The following is a 16,863-nucleotide window of genomic DNA, read 5'->3' on the forward strand; positions in this document are numbered from 1 at the left end:
CATGAACGCGGCGCATTATCAGTGACTTTAGCGGCGCGGGCAAAGTGAAATATAGACTTTTTTTGATTTTCTTCCTGTTTAGGTTTTACCCTGTTGGGAGTAATCCTATATCTTTCAATGATGTATCTAATGCGGGATTTTTCCCGCTGGTGTGACCAGAGTGAAATATTTACAAAACCCGACAATTGGGGAACGAGGAATGCGCTGTGGAAAGGTTTGATGCCATTGTCGTTGGCGCCGGAGCGGCGGGAATGTTTTGCGCAGCGCAGGCGGGGCAGCTCGGCTGTCGCGTTCTGCTGCTCGACAACGGCAAAAAGCCGGGGCGAAAAATTCTGATGTCCGGCGGCGGTCGCTGCAACTTTACCAATATGTATGTTGAGCCGGCGGCCTATTTGAGCCAAAACCCGCATTTTTGCAAATCTGCCCTGGCGCGCTACACCCAGTGGGACTTTATCGAGCTGGTCGGCAAATATGGCATCGCCTGGCATGAGAAAACCCTCGGTCAGCTGTTTTGCGATGATTCGGCGGAACAGATCGTCAATCTGTTGTTGGCGGAATGCGAAAAGGGCGGCGTGCAGATCCGCCTGCGCAGCGAAATCCTCAGCGTCGAGCGCGACGAGCAAGGCTACCGGCTCCAGGTGAACGGCGAAACGCTGGCGACCAAAAAGCTGGTGATCGCCTCCGGCGGCTTGTCGATGCCGGGCCTTGGCGCCTCGCCGTTCGGCTATAAAATCGCCGAACAGTTCGGCCTGAAGGTGCTGCCGACCCGTGCGGGTCTGGTGCCGTTTACCCTGCACAAGCCGCTGCTTGAGCAGCTGCAGGTTCTCTCCGGCGTCTCGGTGCCGTCGACCATCACCGCCGAGAACGGCACCCTGTTCCGCGAAAACCTGTTGTTCACCCATCGCGGCCTTTCCGGACCGGCGGTGCTGCAAATTTCCAGCTACTGGCAGCCCGGCGAGTTCGTCACCGTGAATCTGCTGCCGGACTGCAATCTTGAAGACTTCCTTAACGAGCAGCGCGGCGCGCATCCCAACCAGAGCCTGAAAAACACCCTCGCGATGCAGTTGCCGAAGCGGCTGGTGGAGTGCCTGCAGCAGCTGGGGCAAATTCCTGATGTCACGCTGAAGCAGCTGAACGTTCGCGACCAGCAGGCGCTGGTGGAGACGCTGACCGCCTGGCGCGTGCAGCCGAACGGCACCGAAGGCTACCGGACGGCGGAGGTGACCCTCGGCGGCGTGGACACCAATGAGCTCTCGTCGCGTACTATGGAGGCGCGCAAGGCGCCGGGCCTCTACTTTATCGGCGAAGTGATGGACGTCACCGGCTGGCTCGGCGGGTATAACTTCCAGTGGGCGTGGTCAAGCGCCTGGGCCTGCGCGCAGGCGCTGGTGGAAGGGTAACGGCGGTATCGTTCCGGCGGACAGGTTTCGGCTTATCCGCTGATGTTATGCTGCTTCAGTTTTCGCCACAGCGTGGTAGGGCTGATGCCGAGGATGGCGGAGGCTCTGGTTCTGTCGCCATCCGTTTTTTCAATCACGCTCGCAATCAGCTGTTTCTCCTGTTTTTTTAACAGATCGCTCTCATCCGCGACCAGCGTGTGGTCAGAAACAAGAGACACGCTCTGGTGGCAGACCGGCGAGAGGTGACTGATCTGCTGTAAAACCTCTTTGTTCACCGTGTTTCCGTCCAGCAAGACGATAAGACGATAGATGACCGCCTGCAGTTCACGAATATTGCCCGGCCAGTCATAGTTCTGTAGGCAGTTCACGGCATCCGCAGTAAAGGTGAGGTGCTTGTTTTGTTGCTGCAGAAGATGGTGAATCAGCACCATAATATCTTCGGGTCTTTCGCGTAATGACGGGAGCTGCAGTTCAAGGATATTGATTCGGTAATAAAGATCCTGGCGGAACTCCCCGCTGGCGACGAGCTGACCCAGATCTTTATTGCTGGCGGTGATCAGGCGAAAATCGGCTGAGAGCAGGGTGTCGCCACCAAGACGGGAAAATTGCTTCTCCTGCAATACGCGCAGCAGCTTCACCTGGACCGACAGCGGGGCTTCGCTGATCTCATCGATAAATACCGTTCCGTTAGTGGCCATTTCAAAGACCCCGGGCTTGCCTCCCTTCCGCGCGTTGGTAAACGCGCCTTCGGCATAACCGAACAGTTCGCTTTCCAGCAGGCTCTCCGGTATAGCCGCGCAGTTAAGCGCGACAAAAGGACCATGGCTTCGGGCGCTAACGTGATGAATACTCTGGGCAAACAGCTCTTTCCCCGTGCCGGTGTCGCCCAGGATATGGACCGGAAGCTCATGTTGAGCGCACAGCCTGGCTTTTTGTATCACCTGATGCATGATCGGCGATTGCGCAATAATATTGTCAAAAGAGTAGCTGGTGGCATAGCCGCGTAAGTGACTTTTCTTACTGGTAGTCTGCTGCCAGAGCGTACTTTCCTGGCTTAAGCCGGTGATGACGGCATAGCTGTTGTGGCGATTAGAAAAATGCCGGACGGAGAGACTAACAAGTGTGCCATTAATTTCGATAGCTTGCTCTTTGACGTTGGACTCATTAATCATACTGGCATAGATATCTTTAAAAACCTCTTTTTTAAATAATTTGTCACCCACCTGGCATTGAAATAAGGTCATGCCGATAGCATTAATATGAATAATCTCACCCAGCTGATCAACGCACATAATTCCTTCGCGGGATTGGTTGAGCGCCGCATGGCTCATCACTAACTTTAAATTTTCCCGATTGATATATTTTAGTAAGCCATGAGCTTCATTAATTGCTTGTTCAATAGAATTATTGTCAGCATCGCCTTCAATAACGTTGAGATTGTATTTCTTGGCCATTTCGGCGACCGTTAAACCGCCAATGACCATATGGTAATCATTTTCAGACAGGTTTTTTATAACATTTTCAATATCATGATGGTTATAGACCTGGCAAATCTTAAACTCGTCGTTGGTCATGCTTTGGTAATGCCGCAGCGCCCGGCAAAACTGGGGGAAACCGATGGCGGCGATTTTCTGCGATTTATTCTTGGCTTCCTGCAGGATGCGGTATACGCCATGAAAATCATGGGCGATTTCGATCACCGGAATGGGAATGTTATTGCGAAGCAGGGCGGCGGTACCGCCCCGGCTAATAATGATTCGGGTACCGGATTGGATCATTTCGTTGGCTTTATTGAGGACATCAGAATAACGAAACTCATAGACGGGGATTTCCAGTTTGCGCTCAATAAGGACATGCATAATTCGTTGGGTAATAGTGCTGGAAACTGAGAAGATGACAATTTCATTATTCTTCATACATTATTCACTTATCGGCTCAAGATTGGCTAAAATCATTATAATTTTAAGGTGCAGATAAATAATGACGAAGGTCATGGAAGGTGGGTTTTATCGTACCAGCCTTACGCCTGGAAAGACGCAAGGCTGGTGGCTGGCGAATTAGAATCGCAGACGGCGATAAACGATCTGTCCGTTACAGATAGTGGCGCAGTTATCGAGGTAGCGATCACCCTCCAGGGTTTTTCCCCGGGTATCTTCAAACATAATTTTATCTTTGCGTAATTTCACAATGGAAATATCGGCAAGAGCATTTGGCGCCAGAGTACCAATCTGCCCTTGCATTTTCATCAGGCGAGCCGGAGTGGCGGTGACGGCGCGGATGACGTCAAAGAAGGACATGCCCATATTGAGATATTTCGACATCACATGCAGCAGGCTATAGACCTTGTCGGTACGCAAGCTATTACGCAGGGTTAAATCGGTACTGATGATATCAGGGTAGAATCCCTGCTCCATCGCCGATTGCGCCACCTCAAAATCAAAGTGGGCGACACCGTTTGAACAATCGAAGATCACCCCCCGGGACTGCGCTTCTTTGATGGCGGCATAGACCTGCCCCTGTTCATTGAGAATGGAATGACCGGTACCGTGGAAACAGTGCGCGTAGATGTCACCCTCCTCGAAATAGCGGATCAGCTCATCGGCGCATAACAGGGAGTCGGTGACATGCACGCAAATGGAGGTATCCAGTTTTCGCGCCAGGGAGACCGTAGCTAACAGCGGATCGCTGGCATACTGTTTGCCCCGGGCGATATCCTGGCTATAGCGTAATTTCAAGCCCAGAATGTTGGCTTTATTGTCATTCAGCGTCTGGGCAATTTTTTCCTCGTTGTAATTTGCTGGATTGGTATTTTCAAGATAGCCGGTTGGCCCACCGCCAAGGGTCGAAAGGCCAACGTTGACCACGTTTAAATAGCTCTTGATTTTCACCATCGCCGGATGAATCACGCTATTACGAAATAGCGAATAGTTTACCCATCCGCTGCTCCCGGCATCGACCATGCTGGTGACGCCGTTTGGTAAACAGACGATGTCGGGGTTGATGCTAATCGCCGTTCCGCCATGAAAAACGTGCCCATGAAAGTCGATGAGCCCGGGAAGAACAATACAGCCTGAGGCATCAATAACGGTTTCTGCCTGTCGTTCATCCTGATGCGTGATATCAACGATGCGGTTACCCTTAATACCAATATCGGCGTTGATATAAGTTCGGTTTTCCATATCGGCGATCTGGCCGTTTTTAATGACTATATCCAGTTTCATTTTATGCTCCTGTCAGATACCGATAAGCTTCCAGTAAGGAATACCGATTAAGAAAAATATCAATACGTTAACCACAACCATAATGGTGCCGAGCATCCAGAACGTTTTTTGCGGCACGTAGCCGCTGGAGAAGGTAAATACGCCAGCCCCATTACCATAGTGGGTCAATAACGCGCCATAGCCTGCGGAGAAGGCCAGAGAGAGCGCCACATACATAGGATGTGCCTGCGTGGTCATTCCGAGGGTAAAGAGTACCGGATAGAAAGAGACGACAAAGGCGCTGTTTGAGACGAAGAAATAGCGGACCGCGAGGCTGATAAACACCAGCACAGCAATCGCGCTGAATTCACTCAAATGCGAGAGATCGAGATAATTTTTAATCACGTCGACCAGGTAAACATAGAATCCGCCTTTTGACAGCGCGACCGCGCAGCCGTAGAAGGCGCCGTACCAGACAAAAGTCTGCCAGGCTGATTTTTCGCTGACTACGTCATTCCAGCTCAGTACGCCGAAAAGCAACAGACAAGCGAGGAAGGCGAGTCCCACGGGAATAAAGGCAATGCCGGTGATAGACCCCGTCATCCAGCCTAATACGCCAAGAATAAAGAACGCGATTAACAGCTTCTCTTCGCGTTTTACCGGCCCTAATTCATTGAGTCCTTTTTCCGCAATTTCATTGACGTTCGTAATAACTTTCAGTTCCGGAGCATAGATTTTATACAGGATCCAGGGCGCCAGAATGAGCACCAGTCCCGCCGGGACAATGGCGGCTTTAAACCAGGTCATCCACTCAAGATTAACCTTCATAATCTCATTGGCTAATGAAACGGTGATCGAGTTGGTGGCCATCCCGGTCAGGAACAGGCTGGAGGTGCCCATCGAGACGACGTACATCAAAATAGTCAGGTAGGCGCCGATTTTGCGGCTGCCGTCGTCGGGCTTCGAGCCAAGCGCTTCGGCGATATTCCTGAAAATGGGGTAGGTAATCCCTCCCGAACGCGACATGTTTGAACCGGTCGCTGGGGCCAGCACGGTATCGGTGACCATCATCAAATACCCGAGCGTCAGGGTATTTTTGCCGTAGCGTTTGAGTAACAGATAAGCAATGCGTTTACCTAACCCGGTAATGACAAACGCTTTGCAAATAATAAAAGCGCTGATAATAAACCATACCATTGGGCTGCCAAATCCAGCGAATAGCGGACCGGGGTCGAGTACCAGAGAGGCGAATCCCAAAATAATCAGCATAATCACCGAATCGGTAAACGGGCGTAAAACCAGGCCACAGAGCATGGCCAGATAAATACCAACCATATGCCATGTCGGGGCGGCAACGCCTTCCGGATGCGGTATTATCCAAAATAAAACAGGGAAAAAGATAATCGGCAAGAGTTTTAAATAAAGCATTTTTGTTACCTTTGCTTTAAGGCCACGGCAGTTAAATGACCGTGGCTTATATTATTCAATCGAATTAACGATATGTGTCGTCGATAAATTCGACGCCGGTTGCATCCAGCGATTTTCTAACCCATTGGCGGTTGGCGGTGCCGTTTTTGGCGGCATCCACTTTGCTGGAGTCGAGTTTGGCGTACTCTTTCGCTTTATCCAGCACAGTCTCTGCATCGCTCAGTGGGATGACAATGACGCCATCCGCATCACCGACAATCAGATCGCCGGGACAGACCGCGACGCCGCCCACGGCAATAGGGGTATTCACTTCCCCTGGACCCATTTTGAACGGGCCCGCCGGGTTCGAACCGGTGGCATAGAGCGGAAAATCAAGAACCGATAGCGCGTCGATATCGCGAATTGGCCCGTCGAGCACAATGCCGGCAATGTTCTTCATGTGATGGGCATACGCCACCATGATTTCGCCCATCAACGCCCGCGAGCGATCTCCTTCGTTAGAGACCACAATGACGTCATTTTCCCCCGCCATATCCAGGGCGGCATGGAGCATCAAATTGTCGCCGGCGCGTGCTTTTACCGTAATAGCGAAGCCGGCCATTATCGGTTTTTTGGGTGAGGAAATGCGCTTGATGCCGTTGCCTAATACCGCAATACGGTTCATGGTGTCAGCAATATTTGCCGCCGGCAGGTGCTCATATTCTTTCAGCAGTGCAATATTTCCCGCCGGACGTTTTAAAAATACACGGTTACCAATAGTCATCTCTTGCTCCTTAAAAACCTGGGACCGGCCAGGACGGTTTTTTACCCGATAACACTTCGTCAATGCCGATGGCGGAATGCAGGGAAGCCCGGTCAGTCGCTTCGATGGTGGCGGCACCGATATGAGGACCGATGACGATATTGCTCAATGCGAAAATAGGATCGTTGGCATCGAAGGGTTCTTTCTTTAAAACATCAACGCCGGCGCCCGCGATAATTTGCTGGCTTAAGGCGTGATAAAGCGCGCGCTCATCGACGAGCTTGCCGCGGGCGGTATTAATGAAATAGGCGCTGGGTTTCATCATCGAGAACTGTTTTTCGCCGACAAAGTCGGTGGTTTCCGCCGTTGTTGGGCAGTGCAGCGAAACGAAATCACTCTCTTTGAAAATACGGTCGAAATCGTCAGTGAGTTCGACACCTTCGGGGATCTGCTGCTGTGTTTTATAGGGATCATAGGCAATGACTTTCATATTAAAGCCATGCAGTGCTTTGATCGCGACGCGCGAGCCGATATTTCCTACGCCGATTAAACCCAGGGTTTTACCGTCAAGTTCAACTTTCGGCGTGCGCAATTTTGCCCAATAATAATCTTCAAGCATTTTCTCTTCGACCAGCTTGAAATTACGTGAGCAGTGCAGCATATAAAATATTGTCAGTTCAGCGACCGACATGCTATTGGCTAGCGGGGCATTTAATACCACAACGCCATGACGTTTGGCTGACTCCAGATCCACGGTATCGTAACCCGCGCCATGGCGGGCCACCACTTTCAGCTTTTTAGCGGCTTCAAATACGCGGTCGGACATTTTTGAAAGGCGTACGATAATACCGTCACAGTCGCCGATATCACGAATGATATCTTCCTCTTCCATCCCCGAACCTTTAATTAGCTGATAACCTCGGCTTTCCAGATACGCTCTCCCTTCGGCCATGATCTCTTGCGGGAGTAGAATTTTATACGTCATGTCAATTTCTCCAGTGTTGTTTACGAGGAGGGAAATGCATGCCGGATGCCATAAATGATCTCAGCGTTGATTTTATTTTTAATCAATTGAAATTTAAATGATTTTTATTTTGTTAATTATTGGTGAATTGTTTTCTTGGTGATGGATGTCACAAATTCATATTAGGCGTTATCGCCTGATTTTTTCATTATGAAATGGCTGGATTGCAAAATTAAATAACAGTGTTATGCATTTCACATTGTTGCTTGACAGAGCCTGGGTCGAGTGGCATTGACATTTTGTTGTCGGTTAACTAAAACGAAGCGGGATGAATAAATAAACAGGACGTATTGATCGTGAATAATACCCAGATTGAAATCTTCAGCATCATGGTACAAACGGAAAATATTCATCATACTGCGCAACGGCTTGGCATTGATGCTGCTGCTGTCACCACCAGTATTTGTGCGCTGGAGAACGAGATTGGTTTTAATCTCATCTTGCGAGGAAAAAATATCAGGAAGGTGATATTAACGGAAAAGGGAAGGGCTTTTTATAAGCTGACGCCGCAGATCCTCGGCATACTGCATGCTATCGCGACTATTCGCCGCGCAAAGCACCTGGCTGAATAAGCCCGGCGCCAGTCGGCCGGGCTGTGGCATGGCGTCAGTTCAACCCAAGAAAATACTGGGCGATTTTGAAATAGATGATCAGTCCGGTGCCATCGATCAGCGTGGCGATAAACGGCGCGGAAACCACCGCCGGATCGATGCCGATCCGTTTAAGCACCATCGGGATGACCGACGAGACAATCGCGCTCCACAGGGTAATGCATACCAGCGTCAGGCTGACGATCAGCGTGATTTCCATGCCGATGCCCATCATCCAGGCGCGCAGGCAGCCCGCCAGCCCAAGCGTTAAGGCAATCAGAAACGAGGTCGATACTTCTTTGCGGATCACCCGCCCCATATCGCGCAGCCGTACTTCTCCCAGCGCCATCGAGCGCACCAGCGTCGAGGTGATCTGCGTTCCGCTGTTGCCGCCGGTACCGATGAGCAGCGGAATAAAGAAGGCCAGCGCGATGGCCGATTCCAGCGCCTCTTCGAAATGCTGCAGCACGCTGCTGGTGTAGGCTTCGGCCACGAACAGCAGCAGCAGCCACACCGAGCGTTTCTTCCACAGCGTCCAGGGGCTGATGTCCAGATACGGTTTTTCCAGCGGCAGCGTCGCCCCCTGCAGTTGGGCGTCCTCGGTGACGTCATCCTCCAGCAGATGGGCGATCTCCTTTTCCATCAGGCAGCCGACCAGCTCGCCTTTATCGACGACGGGAACCAGGTCGAGGCCGCGCTCGTTGAGCTCGGCTATCACCTGCGGGCGTTCATCGTCAGGTTTGACGCGGAACAGGCAGCTGTCCATCAGGTAGCGGATAGACTGCCCGACATCCCCTTCCTGCAGTAGCTTTTTGACCGACAGGCTGCCGCGCAGCTTCTTGCCGGCGACCACAAACACCTGGCCGGGAATATCATCGCTGGTGAGCTGTGAGATAAAGTGCTCCCGCGCTTCATGGACGCTGAGATGTTCCTGCAGCGTAATAAAGTCGGTACGCATGTACTGGGCGATGGCATCGCCGTCGAAGCCAGAGGTCGCCTGATGGGCGGCGCAGAGTTGAATGGAAGACATGATTAAAATCCCTATAAAAAATCACTCATAGGGGCGAACAAGACAGGGTTAGCGCAGGCAGATCCCTACGTCCTGGTTTTAGCACTGCATAACGTATCTGAACGGTCATGACCGCCAGAAGTTACCTTGGCAACACCTTGATTCGATGGAAGCCTGTATTTCCCTGAGTGGTCTCTCTCGATACCAACAGGGCGGTAACTTGTATTTATGCAGGAGCCTCGCCATAACGAGATCGTTAAATGAGGCGCCATTATTGGCGAAGAGGGATAATTCACCAAGCGTATAGTTTAGGTGGTTTATCAACTGTTGATAAACCACCCAGGCATTTTCAAATAGTTAATCATCCGCTAAACACTGCAAATGCCCATGGCGCACACCGCGCTGGGCAATCACGTCGTCGGCAAAATGCTGCACCTCGGCCATGTCTCCCTTCAGCACCGCAATCTCCAGGCAGTCGTCATGACTGATATGCACATGCAGCGTGGCGACGGAGAGATCGTGATGATGATGCTGGGTGGCCACCAGCCGGCTCGCCAGTTCGCGTTTTTCATGCTCGTAGACATATGACAGGACGGCATAACCGCGCCGCGGCTCCGACGGCGCGGGATCCTGGTTGAGGGCGTCGCGCAGAATATCGCGTACCGCCTCCGAACGGTTATGGTAGCCGCGGCGGGCGCTGAGCGCATCGAGAGCGGCCAGCAGGTCATCATCAAGGGTCAGGGTTACGCGCTGCATGGCATGGCCTCGTTGAGCAGAGTGGCAGGAAAAGGTGGCAGCACCGCCTGCTGGAGCGCCTGTCCGGCAGGAGAGCGCAGGCGCAGCGGTAGACTGACCGTTGCGGTTTCGACGATGCGTCCGTGCTCCATCACCAGCACCCGCTGGCAAAAGCGCTCCACCAGCCGCAGGTCGTGGGTAATGAACAGGCAGGCGGTGCCAAACCGGGCCTGCAGGCGCTTCAGCAGGGCGATAATCTCCGCCTGCAGCAGCAGATCGAGATTCGAGACCGCTTCATCCAGGATCAACAGCTGCGGCCGCACCGCCAGGGCGCGAGCCAGGCAGACGCGCTGCAGCTGTCCGCCGCTGAGCTGCGCCGGGCGTTTATCGAGCAGCGTCGTGGAAAGGTCGACCGCGTGCAGCATCTCTTCCACCCGCCGTGCGCGCTCCTCGCGCGACAAGCGGAACAGATGGCGCAGCGGCTCGCTGACGATCTCGCGCACCGTTTTGCGCGGATTCACCGCGCTGAAGGCATCCTGAAACACCAGCTGAATATCACGGCGGAAGGCGCCGATGGCCTCACCCTTCAGGGCGGTCAGCGGTGTGCCGCGCCAGACAATATCGCCGTGCTGCGGCGTTTCCAGGCCCACCAGCATCCGCGCCAGGGTGCTCTTGCCGCAGCCGCTGCGCCCGAGCAGGGCCACCGTTTCGCCGGGGGCGATGGCGAGTTGGATCTCGTGCAGGACCCTGCCGTGGTGGGGGTAATCGTGGCTCACCCCGTTGACGCTGAGTAAATTCATGCTGTTTTCTCCAGTCCGTACAGCGCCAGATGCGCCGCCAGCAGGCGCTGGCTCAGCGGGTGCTGTGGGGCGCTGAACAGCGTGTTTACATCGCACTGTTCAACGAGGCGACCGTTCTCCATGACCGTTACGTCATCCGCCAGCCGCGCCACAACGCCCATGTCATGCGTCACCAGCAGCAGCCCCAGACCGCGGCTGGCGACGATATCCGCCAGCAGATCGAGGATCCGCGCCTGGGCGATGGCATCGAGGTCGGTGGTCGGCTCGTCGGCGATGATAAAGGGCGCGCGGCTGAGCAGGGCGAGGGCGATCATCATCCGCTGCAGCATGCCGCCGCTCATCTCGAAGGGATAGCGGCTGAGCAGCGAGCGCGGATTATCCAGACCCACCTCTTCCATCACCGCCAGCAGGGCGGCGTCATTCGCTTCGCGTCCCGCCGCCCGGCAAGTTTCCCGGGCGTGGGCGGCCATGGTATGCAGCGGATTAAAGGCGCTGCGTGGGTTCTGCATGATGGTAGCGATAGTCGCGCCGCGCAGCTGTTCGCCGTGCACCGGCATGCCGTCAAGCAACACCCGGCCGGCGGTCTGGCTGACGCCGGGCGGCAGCAGGCCCAGCGCGGCGGCGCAGGTAAGCGATTTCCCGCTGCCGCTGCTGCCGAGCAGCGCCAGCACCTTGCCGCGGCGCAGGGTAAGAGAGACGTCGCTGACCAGCGGGCGGTCGGCGGCAAGGGCGATCTGTTGCAGTTGGATCTTTTGCGGCATCAGTGGCTATGCTCCGCGATCAGGTGAGGATCGAGGCGATCGCGCAGCGCGTCGCCCAGCAGGTTAAAGGCCATCACGCTGATGAACAGCGCCAGCCCCGGCCAGACCATCTGCAGCGGCTGGGTCCAGATATACTGCCGGGCGTCGTTGATCATCACCCCCCATTCCGCCGTCGGCGCGCTGACGCCGAGGCCAAGGAACGACATGCCGGCCACGTGAAGCATCATATGGCCGATATCCAGTGAGGCGAGCACCAGCAGCGAGGGGATCACCGCCCCTGCCAGATGGTCGCTGAACAGCCGCCACTGGCTGGCGCCGCTCAGGCGGGCGGCGAGGATAAATTCGCGCTGGCGCAGGGAGACCACCAGATTACGCACCATTCTGGCGTACCAGGCCCAGTGCGATAGCGCAATGGCGAGGATCACGTTGGTCAGCCCGGTGCCGAGCACCCCCACCATAAAGAACGACAGGATCGAGGTTGGAAAGGTCATAAACAGTTCGGCAAGGCGCATCAGGCCGCGGTCGGCGCGGCCGCCCAGCAGCCCGGCGCTGCCGCCAACCGCCAGACCGATCAGCAGCACCAGCAGCAGGCAGGCCATTACCGCCCCCAGCGAGACACGGGTAGCGGCCAGCAGGCGCGAGAAAATATCCCGTCCTAGATGATCGGTCCCCAGCCAGTGCGCTGCCCCTGGCGGCAGCAGTCGCTGCTGCAGGTTAATCGCCGCCGGATCCGAGGGGAGCCACCAGCCGCTGCCGATGGCGATGACCGCCAGCAGCGCAATAACCAGCAGGGCCAGTTTCACCGGCCAGCGGAAGTTTCGTAGCCATCTCATACGCTCACCTCCTCATGGCGGCGCAGGCGCGGGTCGAGCGCCGCGTTGAGCACATCCACCGCCAGGTTAGCCAGCACGAACACCGTGACCATCATCAGCGTAAAGCACTGAATCACCGGGTAATCGCGATTGAAGATCGCGGAAACCGCGTAGCGGCCGACCCCCGGCCAGGCAAAGATATTTTCAATAATCATGGTGCCGCCGATCAGCTCGCCAATGTGCATGCCCATGGCGGTCACCACCGGCAGGGTGGCGTTGCGCAGGATATGCCGCCGCTCCACCTGGCGCGCGCTCAAGCCGCGCAGCCGCGCCCACACCACGTGACGCTGACTGGAGACCTCCAGCATGCTGGCGCGCAGCAGGCGGGCGTTGATCGCCAGCGACATAAAGGCGATGGAGACGGCGGGCAATATCAGGTGCTGCCAGTCGCCGTACCCCATCGCCGGAAGCCACTGCAGATGCACGGAAAAAAGCATCACCAGCAGAAAGGCCAGCCAGAAGTTCGGCATCGACACGCCGAGGAAGGCAATCAGCCGCACAGCAAAGTCCGGCAGGCGATCGCGATGGCGCGCCGCCCAGATCCCCAGCGGCAGCGAGGTGACGAGGATCAGCGCCAGCGCCGCGCCGGTGAGCAGCAGGGTGGCCGGCAGGAAGTGCAGCAGGTCATCCAGCACCGGGCGCCGGGTGGCATAGGAGAGGCCAAAGTCCAGGTGCAGCGCCCGCCACAGCCAGTGCAGATACTGCATCGCCAGCGGCTGGTTGAGCCCCAGCAGTTCGCGGGTCGAGGCGACCATCTCTTCAGTGGGCGGCAGGTTCGACAGGCGTAAATAATCCAGCGCCGGGTCGCCGGTGCCGAGCCGCAGCAGCAGAAAGATGATGGCGGAGGCGGCGAGCAGCAGCGGGATCAGCAGCAGCAGGCGGCGTAAAATATAGCGTAGCATTATGGCGTTACCGGTTTAATCTGGTCGAAAGGGATCTCGGTGCTCACCGGCGCGAACGGGATCTCCCCGACCTCCTGGCGCGCAACCGACATCAGCGAGACATAGCTGATGGGCAGGTACACCGCGTCCTGATGCAGGCGGCTCAGCACATCGTGGTACAGCCGTTTCCGCTGCGCCTCGTCGCTGGTGGTCAGCACCTCGCTAATCTCTTTATCAATTAGCCCTTTGTCGGGCAGGCCGCGCTGGGCCTGATAATCGGCATGGGAGGGCACGCGCATCGAGCTTAAAAAGGCATGCGGATCGTAGGGGGCGCCCCAGGTGCGATTGAAGATCATGCCGAACCGCCCTTCGCGCTGGCGCGCATAGATGCTGCTCTCCTCCTCGCCCACCAGGGTGACGCGGACGCCGACCTCCCGCAGATTGGCCTGAATAATTTCGGCCATCGATTTAGCCAGCGCGTCGGTGCCGATAAACGCCAGCTCAATCGCCAGCGGTTGCCCGGCCTTTTGTCGCCAGGGCTGGCCTTCCGGTTGCTGCCAGCCGGCCTGCGCCAGCAGGGCGCGGGCTTTTGCCGGGTCGTAACGGCGCGGCGTCAGATCCTGCGGAGCGTAGGGGACCGAGGGCGCAAACAGGGTGTCGGCAACCTGCTGGGTGCCGTAGAGCACGCTATCGACGAGGGTCTGCTTGTCGACGGCGTAGTTGAGCGCCTCGCGAACCGCCTGCTCGCGGGTCGGGCCCTGGCTGGCGTTCAGCGCCAGCATCACCGTCTCCGCCGGGGCGGAGAGACGAGCCGCGTAGCCGGGGTGATGACGAAAGCGTTCGAAGGTATCCAGCGGCAGCAGCCCCTCGTCGCCGTAGAGCATGTCGATTTCTCCGGTTTCGAACGCCACCGCGCGGCTGGTGGCGTCGGGGATCACTTTGATGGTGATTTGCTGTAGCGCGGGTTTATTACCCCAGTAGCGTTCGTTGCGTACCAGCACGTCGCGCTGATTGAGCTGCGAACTCGCCAGTCGCCACGGCCCGGTGCCGATCGGGGCTTTGATGCCGTTGGCGGTGCCGCCATCGATAAACTGCGAGGGGGCGATAAAGCGGAACGGGCGGGGCAGAGCCAGCTCTTGTAGTAAGGGGGCGTAGGCGCTTTTCAGAGTGAGCTGCAGCTCGCTGGCGCTGAGCGCCCGCGCGTCGGTTATCTGATTGGCGAGCTCAAGCCAGGCGTGGCGTTGGCGGTTGGCGAGCACCGCCTGGAAATTAGCCGCCGCGGCCTGGGCGTTAAAGGGTTCGCCGTTGGAGAAGGTCACATCCTCGCGCAGGGTAAACCACCAGGTTTTACCATCGGCGGAGTGGCGCCAGCGGGTCGCCAGCCAGGGCTGCACGCTGCCGTCAGCCTGATACTTCACCAGCGGTTCATAGACCATGCTTTGGGCAAACATCTGGTTGGGCGTATAGAGATGCGGATTCAGCGGGCCGACGTTCACCGGCCATGCGGTAGTAAGCGAGTGCTGCGCGGCCTGAGCCAGCAGAGGGGCGCAGGCGACCAGCGCCAGCAGAGTGAGGCGGAAAATAGACAAGACGGCGTTCTCAGCGACAGGAAAGTATGACGATTTTAGTGATTCATCATACTTTCGGAGTAACCTGGATCAATATTGCGCCGGAAAGTATAAGTAATCCGTATGATTATGCGCAGGGGCAGGCGCCGCCTTACCCCTCAGGGCGCCCGGAACAACCCCAGCAGCGTGGCCACCTGTTCGTCGATCGGCGCCAGATCCCGCTTGACGATCAGATGCAGCGGCGTCGCGCGGCGCGCGCCGTGGCTGAGGGGCAGCCGCTTCAGCACGCCCTGATCGAGATGGGAACGAATGCGCTCTTCCGGCAGCCAGCCGAAGCCGACCTGATACATCACCGCATCAATGGCCGCGTCAATGGTGGAGAAGGTCCATGCGTCACGCGTCGCCTGGCCATCGCCGGTCTGGTCGGCAATGCGCACCAGCGGCCATGGCGCTAGCGCGCTATCCTCCAGCGGACCGTCGAGGGCGGCGAGAGGATGGTCGCGGTGGGCGACGGCGATAAAATCAATATTCATCAGCCACTCTCCGCGGCCGGTAATATCCTGGCGGCGGGTCAGAACCATGACATCGGCTTCCGTTCGCGCCGCGCCCTCGTCATCAATATTTTCCAGCACTTCGGTGAGTCTGACCTGAGTCTGCGGATAACGCTGCTGAAACTGGCGCAGAATGGCGAACAGCCGCTGGCGCGGGAAAATGCTGTCGACCACCAGGTCCAGACGGGTGCGCGCCCCGTTGCGCAGAGTGGCAGCATGCGTCTCAACGTAGGCGAAGGCCTGCAGCAACGGTTTGACCTGATTCAGCAGCAGTTCGCCGGCCGGGGTCAGCACCGCCCGCCGACCGGACGGCGCCAGCAGCGCCACCCCTAAGCGCTCCTGCAGCAGCGCGAGGTTATAGCTCACCGAAGACTGACTGCGGTTGGTCTCCTCCGCCGCTCTGGCAAAGCTCCCGAGTTCCACGACCTTTTCGAGTAATGCCCACTGCTCCAGGGTTGTCTTGTGCATAATCAATCTAAAATTTGGATGTATTTAATCCAAACATAGCGTTATTCATTCAATTTTTAAAGACGTATGCTGTCCTCAACAACACAGAGGAGAATAAATGATGAGCACTTTCGACAAACATGACCTCAGCGGCTTTATCGGTAAACATCTGGTCTACACCTACGACAACGGCTGGAACTACGAAATTTACGTCAAAAACGGCCACACCCTCGACTACCGTATTCACAGCGGCATCGTCGGCAATCGCTGGGTGAAAGATCAGGAAGCGTACATCGTGCGGGTGGGGGAAAGTATCTACAAAATCTCCTGGACCGAACCGACCGGTACCGACGTGAGCCTGATCGTCAACCTGGGCGATAAACTGTTCCACGGCACCATCTTCTTCCCGCGCTGGATCATGAATAACCCGGAAAAAACCGTCTGCTTCCAGAACGATCACATTCCGCTGATGAATTCTTACCGCGATGCCGGCCCGGCCTACCCGACAGAAGTGATTGACGAGTTCGCCACCATCACCTTCATTCGCGACTGTGGCGCAGATAATGATGAGGTAATTAATTGCCCGGCGAGTGAATTGCCTGCGGATTTTCCTGCAAATTTGTAATTAAGCAGAAATAACTTTGTGATCTGCGCTAACTTTTTGTCATCAAGCGTGACAAAGACAGCGTCATTAATTGTTATCTGGTTTAACCCCCGTTTACTTTCCGCGATAGCGTTCCTGTTTGCTTTTCCAGACAGGAACGTTTTTTTGTCAAAATTCTGCCATAAATAAAACCTATCATTCTGTTTCTTAATGATTTATTTGGCCATGCTGAGAAAAGATTAATTTCTTAA

Annotated in this window: 16 protein-coding genes and 1 riboswitch; of the genes, 3 read left to right on the plus strand and 13 right to left on the minus strand. The window is 55.8% G+C overall.

All coding sequences use genetic code 11. The features are described from left to right. Positions 1 to 206: 206 nt before the first annotated feature. The gene (locus ABLX76_RS02390) at positions 207 to 1,400 is read left to right on the plus strand and encodes an NAD(P)/FAD-dependent oxidoreductase (RefSeq protein WP_065812597.1); all 1,194 of its coding nucleotides are present in this window, start codon (positions 207 to 209) and stop codon (positions 1,398 to 1,400) included. Positions 1,401 to 1,432: 32 nt separating this feature from the next. Here ABLX76_RS02390 and ABLX76_RS02395 read toward each other — a convergent pair whose 3' ends face one another. The 5 genes from ABLX76_RS02395 to ABLX76_RS02415 form a co-directional block, all read right to left on the minus strand. Then, positions 1,433 to 3,316, minus strand: coding sequence for a sigma 54-interacting transcriptional regulator (locus tag ABLX76_RS02395; RefSeq protein WP_065882857.1), 1,884 nt, complete (start codon positions 3,314 to 3,316; stop codon positions 1,433 to 1,435). A gap of 141 nt (positions 3,317 to 3,457) precedes the next feature. Next, on the minus strand, positions 3,458 to 4,621 hold the full coding sequence (locus tag ABLX76_RS02400) for a metallo-dependent hydrolase (RefSeq protein WP_348873908.1): 1,164 nt from the start codon (positions 4,619 to 4,621) through the stop codon (positions 3,458 to 3,460). A gap of 12 nt (positions 4,622 to 4,633) precedes the next feature. Next, the gene (locus ABLX76_RS02405) at positions 4,634 to 6,028 is read right to left on the minus strand and encodes a DASS family sodium-coupled anion symporter (protein ID WP_060589793.1); all 1,395 of its coding nucleotides are present in this window, start codon (positions 6,026 to 6,028) and stop codon (positions 4,634 to 4,636) included. A 64-nt stretch (positions 6,029 to 6,092) separates the two neighbouring features. Beyond that, positions 6,093 to 6,791, minus strand: coding sequence for an RraA family protein (locus ABLX76_RS02410; protein WP_065882855.1), 699 nt, complete (start codon positions 6,789 to 6,791; stop codon positions 6,093 to 6,095). A gap of 10 nt (positions 6,792 to 6,801) precedes the next feature. Next, a complete protein-coding gene (locus ABLX76_RS02415; RefSeq protein ID WP_060589789.1) occupies positions 6,802 to 7,755 on the minus strand; it encodes a hydroxyacid dehydrogenase in 954 nt (317 codons plus the stop codon). A gap of 335 nt (positions 7,756 to 8,090) precedes the next feature. Between ABLX76_RS02415 and ABLX76_RS02420 the strand changes: the two genes are divergently transcribed. Beyond that, a complete protein-coding gene (locus ABLX76_RS02420) occupies positions 8,091 to 8,366 on the plus strand; it encodes a LysR family transcriptional regulator (protein WP_065882854.1) in 276 nt (91 codons plus the stop codon). 34 nt (positions 8,367 to 8,400) lie between these two features. Here ABLX76_RS02420 and ABLX76_RS02425 read toward each other — a convergent pair whose 3' ends face one another. The 8 genes from ABLX76_RS02425 to ABLX76_RS02460 all read right to left on the minus strand — a co-directional run bounded on the left by ABLX76_RS02425 (position 8,401) and on the right by ABLX76_RS02460 (position 16,029). Then, entirely contained in the window at positions 8,401 to 9,414 is a 1,014-nt protein-coding gene (locus ABLX76_RS02425) for a magnesium transporter (protein ID WP_023291272.1), read from the minus strand. Between the two features lie 56 nt (positions 9,415 to 9,470). Continuing rightward, positions 9,471 to 9,652: riboswitch (M-box (ykoK) riboswitch) on the minus strand. Between the two features lie 98 nt (positions 9,653 to 9,750). Continuing rightward, positions 9,751 to 10,149 carry a nickel-responsive transcriptional regulator NikR gene (gene nikR, locus ABLX76_RS02430; protein WP_023291271.1) on the minus strand — a complete coding sequence of 133 codons (399 nt, stop codon included), beginning with the start codon at positions 10,147 to 10,149 and terminating at the stop codon, positions 9,751 to 9,753. After that, positions 10,137 to 10,928, minus strand: a complete 792-nt coding sequence (gene nikE / locus ABLX76_RS02435) for a nickel import ATP-binding protein NikE (protein ID WP_087849076.1) — start codon at positions 10,926 to 10,928, stop codon at positions 10,137 to 10,139. The genes nikR and nikE overlap by 13 nt, the downstream gene beginning before the upstream one ends. After that, on the minus strand, positions 10,925 to 11,689 hold the full coding sequence (nikD, locus tag ABLX76_RS02440) for a nickel import ATP-binding protein NikD (RefSeq protein WP_023291269.1): 765 nt from the start codon (positions 11,687 to 11,689) through the stop codon (positions 10,925 to 10,927). Before nikD ends, nikE begins: the two co-directional genes overlap by 4 nt. Further along, positions 11,689 to 12,522 carry a nickel ABC transporter permease subunit NikC gene (gene nikC / locus ABLX76_RS02445; protein WP_048298537.1) on the minus strand — a complete coding sequence of 278 codons (834 nt, stop codon included), beginning with the start codon at positions 12,520 to 12,522 and terminating at the stop codon, positions 11,689 to 11,691. Before nikC ends, nikD begins: the two co-directional genes overlap by 1 nt. Then, positions 12,519 to 13,463, minus strand: coding sequence for a nickel ABC transporter permease subunit NikB (gene nikB / locus ABLX76_RS02450; RefSeq protein ID WP_023291267.1), 945 nt, complete (start codon positions 13,461 to 13,463; stop codon positions 12,519 to 12,521). Before nikB ends, nikC begins: the two co-directional genes overlap by 4 nt. Beyond that, positions 13,463 to 15,031 (minus strand): nickel ABC transporter substrate-binding protein, encoded by a 1,569-nt coding sequence (gene nikA, locus ABLX76_RS02455; protein WP_262963307.1) that lies wholly within the window; start codon positions 15,029 to 15,031, stop codon positions 13,463 to 13,465. Before nikA ends, nikB begins: the two co-directional genes overlap by 1 nt. Before the next feature lie 137 nt (positions 15,032 to 15,168). After that, entirely contained in the window at positions 15,169 to 16,029 is an 861-nt protein-coding gene (locus ABLX76_RS02460) for a LysR family transcriptional regulator (RefSeq protein WP_050534014.1), read from the minus strand. 97 nt (positions 16,030 to 16,126) lie between these two features. Here ABLX76_RS02460 and ABLX76_RS02465 point away from each other — a divergent pair, with 97 nt between their 5' ends. Further along, positions 16,127 to 16,633 carry a phenolic acid decarboxylase gene (locus ABLX76_RS02465; RefSeq protein ID WP_012540376.1) on the plus strand — a complete coding sequence of 169 codons (507 nt, stop codon included), beginning with the start codon at positions 16,127 to 16,129 and terminating at the stop codon, positions 16,631 to 16,633. The last annotated feature ends 230 nt before the right edge of the window (positions 16,634 to 16,863 follow it).

The sequence above is a fragment of the Klebsiella sp. JB_Kp004 genome (genome assembly GCF_040065795.1).
GTDB classification, from domain to species: Bacteria; Pseudomonadota; Gammaproteobacteria; order Enterobacterales; family Enterobacteriaceae; genus Klebsiella; species Klebsiella quasipneumoniae.